This is a genomic window from Pseudomonas sp. P5_A2_2 (genome assembly GCF_054177685.1).
The window spans coordinates 1-5,229 of sequence record NZ_JBGCUL010000280.1; the positions used below are offsets into that span (position 1 = coordinate 1).

The 5,229-nt window shown below is 59.9% G+C and carries 3 protein-coding genes, 2 tRNA genes and 1 pseudogene; 1 reads left to right on the top strand and 5 read right to left on the bottom strand.

What is annotated here, in order from left to right:
- From ACXRVY_RS16275 to ACXRVY_RS16290, 4 genes and pseudogenes are all read right to left on the bottom strand, one after another.
- Window positions 1-231, bottom strand: a pseudogene (locus ACXRVY_RS16275) (virulence factor family protein); the annotation flags it as partial.
- The gene (mprF, locus tag ACXRVY_RS16280; RefSeq protein WP_458237763.1) at window positions 231-2,873 is read right to left on the bottom strand and encodes a bifunctional lysylphosphatidylglycerol flippase/synthetase MprF; all 2,643 of its coding nucleotides are present in this window, start codon (window positions 2,871-2,873) and stop codon (window positions 231-233) included. The pseudogene ACXRVY_RS16275 and the gene mprF, both read right to left, overlap by 1 nt.
- Window positions 2,874-3,151: 278 nt before the next feature.
- Window positions 3,152-3,228, bottom strand: a tRNA-Met gene (locus ACXRVY_RS16285).
- Window positions 3,229-3,460: 232 nt separating this feature from the next.
- Window positions 3,461-3,537: transfer RNA gene (locus ACXRVY_RS16290), tRNA-Met, on the bottom strand.
- 300 nt (window positions 3,538-3,837) lie between these two features.
- Here ACXRVY_RS16290 and dinB point away from each other — a divergent pair.
- Window positions 3,838-4,899 carry a DNA polymerase IV gene (dinB, locus tag ACXRVY_RS16295; RefSeq protein ID WP_458237764.1) on the top strand — a complete coding sequence of 354 codons (1,062 nt, stop codon included), beginning with the start codon at window positions 3,838-3,840 and terminating at the stop codon, window positions 4,897-4,899.
- Between the two features lie 37 nt (window positions 4,900-4,936).
- Here the strand turns inward: dinB and ACXRVY_RS16300 are convergent.
- Window positions 4,937-5,229, bottom strand: a 293-nt coding sequence (locus ACXRVY_RS16300) for a hypothetical protein (RefSeq protein WP_458237765.1), incomplete at its 5' end; no start/stop codon positions are given.

The window sequence follows — 5,229 nt, forward strand, 5'->3', positions numbered from 1 at the left end:
CATCATCAATTGCTTGTCGCTGAGTTTCTGGTCTTCGTTGACCGCAACCAGCACCTGGGCGCGTGGCGTGTTGCCTGGGATGACACGGGTCATCGCCGCGCCATCGGCCGGGGTCAGCAATTCGAGGGTCGGTTCCGGTGCCGGGCGTTTCAGGTACCAGTAACCGCCACCGAGAACCAGGGCCACTATCACCAGTGTGCCCAATACATACCGCAAGGAGCGTTGAATCATCAGCGTTTCACCAATCCGGTCAAGCCGCCCGCGATCAGGGCAGCAGTGTCGGCCAGCGCAACCAGCGGATCGAGTCCGGCGGGCACGGCCATATAACGGGGTTCCCAATCAGGCTGGAACTTGTCTTTGAAGCGGCGCAAGCCCTGGAAGTTGTACAGCTGCTCACCACGGCGGAATACCATCGAGCCCAGGCGCTGGGTCAATGGCGCGCCGCGACGGGGTTGCAACCCCGACAACGGCACCATGCCCAGGCTGAAACGCGCGTACCCATGGTTTTTATAATGTTGAATCAGGCCGACCATCATGAACTCCATGGTCAGCTTCGGGGCATCCGGGTGTGCGCGCATCAGGTCGAGGCTGGCCAGGTCATGGCCGTAGGTCTCGAGCAGGTTGGCGAACGCTACCGGGCGTCCTTCGAAACGAATCACCGCGATGCGGAAATACTTGAGGTAGTCATCGCTGAAGCGGCCCAGCGAGAAGCCTTTCTCGCGCACGTTCTTGCCGGTCAGCCAGGCATCGGAAATCACCTTGAGCTCATCCATCGGCGCCTGGCCCGGCTCGAAGATCTCCAGCGACAGACCATCGCGGGTGCCGCGGTTCCAGGTGTAGCGCAGGTCCTTCATCTCTTTGCCCTTGGCTTCGAGATCAAAACGCTTGAGGTCGACCCGGGCTTCTTCGCCGAGCTTGATCGCGGTCAGGCCGATGTCCATGTAGTACGGCAGGTTCTCTGCACGCACTTGATAGAACACGGGACGGGCGTGGTGGATGTCGCACAGGTCGCGGAACTGCCAGATCATTTCCGCCCGTTGCTGGCCCGGGCCGATCGGGTCATACAGTGCCACCAGGCTGCGGCCGCGACGGGCGTACATCAGGAACGCTTCGTCATTGGGGTGAAACAGCAGCGCCTTGTCACCGGTCAGGGCCAGGCCGCCATCCGGTTGGGCCGATGCCATGAGGATCTTGCTGGCGCGCTCCAGTTCGTCGGGCGTCGGCAGGTGGATCACCGGACGCGCGGTGCGCAGCAGCCAGGTCAGCGACACCACCATCAGCAGCACGGCAGCCCCGAGCAGCGAACGCAGGCCGCGTGGGGCATCGGCGTCCAGAGTGAATTGCCACCAGAGTTGATGGCTGTACGGGACGTCCTGATAGGCGAACAGCAGCAACCAGATCGACGCACCGAGCACGCACAGGCTGGCCACCAGGTACAGCGGCGAGAACGGTACTTCGGTCAGGCGGCTGGGGCGATAGAACGAGCGGCGGAATACCCCGAGCAGGCTTGCCGTCAGCACCATCAGGCTGGCTTCCTCCCAGTCGAAGCCTTTGAGCAGTGAGAGCAGGGCGCCGACCAGCAACAGAATGGTGGTCAGCATCCACGCGGCCGACAGTCGACGACGCAGCCCCTGGGCCAGTAACAGGCAAAGAACGCCGACCAGGCTGGCGCCAAAGTGCGAAGCATCGACCAGTCGATGGGGGATCAGAAAACCGATGTGTTCCAGGCGGGTATCGATTTCCGGGGTGGCTCCGGAGAACAGCAGGACAACACCGGACAGGAATACCAGCACCGCCAGTATCGGAGCCGCCAGGCCTGAGGCCGCGCGCAACGTCTGGCGTGTCTGGAACAGGCGCTGACCTTCGTTGATCAGCAACAGCAGGCAGGCCACCAGCAAGGGCAGGACCACGTAGATCAAGCGATAGAGCAGCAGGGCGGCGGCCAGTGGCGCAGCGCCAAGGGTGTCGGAAAACGCCGCCAGCAAAATCGCCTCGAACACCCCGACACCACCCGGCACATGGCTGAGCACGCCGGCGGCCAGCGCCAGCAGGTAAACCAGAAGGAACGCGCCGAAGGGCGGCGTTTCCGGCAATAGCAGATAGAGCACGGTCGCGGCGGCCGCTACGTCCAGGGCTGTGATGATCAATTGCAGGAACGTCAGGCGACGCCCGGGCAGGCGCAAGGTGCGACGCCCGATCTTGACCAGCAGGTTGTCCGCATAAGGCTGTTCCGGCAACCGACGACGGTAGATGCCGATGGCCAGCACCGAAAACAGCACGAGTACGGCGCTCGCCACTACGCCCAGCAACGTCTCGGAGAGTSCCAGGGCGGTGGACGCGGCTGGCAGGTCGCTGAGCGTCGCCAGGGCAGCCAGCGGCGGCAGGGCGCAACCCAGCGAGAGACTGGCGAACAATGTCATGCGGGCGACTTCAGCCGCTCCCAGGCCATGACGGGCATAGAGGCGATAGCGAACCGAACCGCCCGACAACATTGATAGACCGATGGCGTTGCCGATGGCAAAGGCCGTGAAACCGCCCAGCGCCAACTCGCGCGGTGCCAGGCTCACCCCGGCATATCGGCTGGCCGACCATTCGTAGCCAAGCAGAATGATGAAGCCCGCCACGGTTGCGCCCAGTGCGCCCAGCAAGGCGGGTTTCGGGACTTCGAGGATCGAATCGTGCAGCGCGTAAAGGTCGAGCTCGCTCAACAGGTGGCGACAGGCAATCAGCGCGATCGCGAACAACAGCAGGGTGACCGCCAGGCCAATGGGTTGACGGTATTTGCTCAAGCGATCGAGCAGGCGCAGACGCTCAGCCTTGATCGGTTGTGTCGCTGTGACAGTGTCTTGTGAATCAGACGAGTTGGCGCGCATCAATCACCTCTTGGATTGTGCGCGACAGGATGGGGGTATCCAGCCAAGTTACCAATCCCTGCAGAAAAAAATAATCACAAATATTAACGCCTATCACCGGGCGGTGGGGGCGGCGCGACATCAGTCGTGAAGGCTTCAGCCTGCGATAGAGCATAGTCTGAACCCGGCGTGTGGGTGACCCCAAACGGCTTGCTACACAGTGACAGATCATTGTTGCGAAAGGACTTTTTCAACAGATACAAAAAAGGCCACTCTTTCGAGTAGCCTTTTTTGATGTTTGGTTGCGGGAGCCGGATTTGAACCGACGACCTTCGGGTTATGAGCCCGACGAGCTACCAGACTGCTCCATCCCGCGTCTGTGTGGCGGCATTCTATAGAGTAATGCCGGGGTGTCAACCGTTAATCCTGAAGCAGGTCAAATAAACGTTGAATCGCGGCAAACGGTCGCAGCGATGGCCTAAGTTTCGGAATCAGAACGATTTCCGGTTTCGGTGTCGTTGAGTGTCCAGGCCTTGTTCTGGTGTTCGGCGCTACAAAACGAGCACGCACAAAAAAGGCCACTCTTTCGAGTAGCCTTTTTTGATGTTTGGTTGCGGGAGCCGGATTTGAACCGACGACCTTCGGGTTATGAGCCCGACGAGCTACCAGACTGCTCCRTCCCGCGTCTGTGTGGCTCATTCTATAGAGATGCGCTCGGGTGTCAACCTCCAATTCCGATAAAACCTCTTCCCGTTCAATCGGTTAGCGTTCAAAAGGGGAGGTCGACCGGTCTGTGAGGCAGGCAGGACAAGGCCTGCGCGTCTATTGAAAGTAATTTTTCGATTGAAAAAATAAATTCACAATCGACTCTTCCTACGATTGGAAAAGAACATTCAGACTACTGGTGCTATATACAGGTGTCGGTGAGATACTGTTTGTCCGGCACGCCATGACGCCTTTTCTTTGCCATGAACACGGCTTTGCTATGACTCAACGCAAGATCATCCATGTCGATTGTGACTGCTTCTATGCAGCCATCGAAATGCGCGACGACCCACGCCTCGCCGGTAAACCACTGGCGGTAGGTGGGGCGGCGGACCGGCGCGGGGTGATCGCCACCTGCAATTATGAGGCGCGAGCGTACGGGGTGCGTTCGGCGATGTCCTCCGGGCATGCCTTGAAGCTGTGCCCGGACCTGACCATCGTCAAGCCACGCATGGACGCCTATAGAGAAGCGTCCAGGGAAATCCACACGATCTTTCGCGATTACACCGAGATCATCGAGCCGCTCTCGCTCGATGAGGCGTACCTCGATGTGTCGGACAGTGCGCATTTCGGTGGTAGCGCAACGCGCATCGCCCAGGACATCCGGCGCCGGGTCTCCAACCAGTTGCATATCACCGTGTCGGCGGGCGTGGCGCCGAACAAGTTTCTGGCCAAGATCGCCAGTGACTGGAAAAAGCCCAATGGCCTGTTCGTCATCACTCCGGACCAGGTCGAGGATTTTGTCAGTGGCTTGCCGGTGAGCAAATTGCACGGGGTCGGAAAAGTCACCGCCGACAAACYCGGCAAGCTGGGGATCACCGATTGCCTGCAATTGCGCGGGTGGGACAAGTTGGCGCTGGTGCGTGAATTCGGCAGCTTTGGCGAGCGACTCTGGAGCCTGGCCCGTGGGATCGATGACCGCGTGGTGCACAACGACAGTCGTCGTCAGTCGATCAGTGTCGAAAATACCTACGACGTCGATCTGCCAGATCTGAAGAGTTGCCTGGAAAAATTACCCGAGCTGCTGGAGACCCTGGCCGGTCGCATGGCGCGAATCGACAGCAGTTATCGCCCGGGCAAGCCCTTCGTCAAAGTGAAGTTCCACGATTTCACCCAGACGACATTGGAGCAGGCCGGGGCAGGGCGGGATCTGGGAAGTTATCAGTTGATGTTGACCCAGGCTTTCAATCGTGGCGGAAAACCGGTGCGGTTGTTGGGCGTCGGCGTGCGGCTGGAGGACTTGCGGGGCGGGTTCGAGCAGATGGAGTTGTTTGAGCGGTAAATTCTGAAACACAAAAGATCGCAGCCTGCGGCAGCTCCTACAGAAGAACTCGATCTGTTGTAGGAGCTGCCGCAGGCTGCGATCTTTTTGTGCGCCCAGCATGGGCGCAATCTTGCGGGTGAAAGTCCCGTCGTAAGCTGACCACAGCGAACGAAGTGAAGCGCAACTGCATGAGGGCGACCGAGTGTGGGGAGGAAGCGTGAATCGAAACCGCGAGCCGATGGACAAGAACCGGATATAAGGCGAAGCCGATCAGGGCGAGCGAGCAAAAGATCGCGAAGCTCTTGTGGTCAAGGATCAGGCTGCGTAAATCCGGCGGTTGTGCGGGGA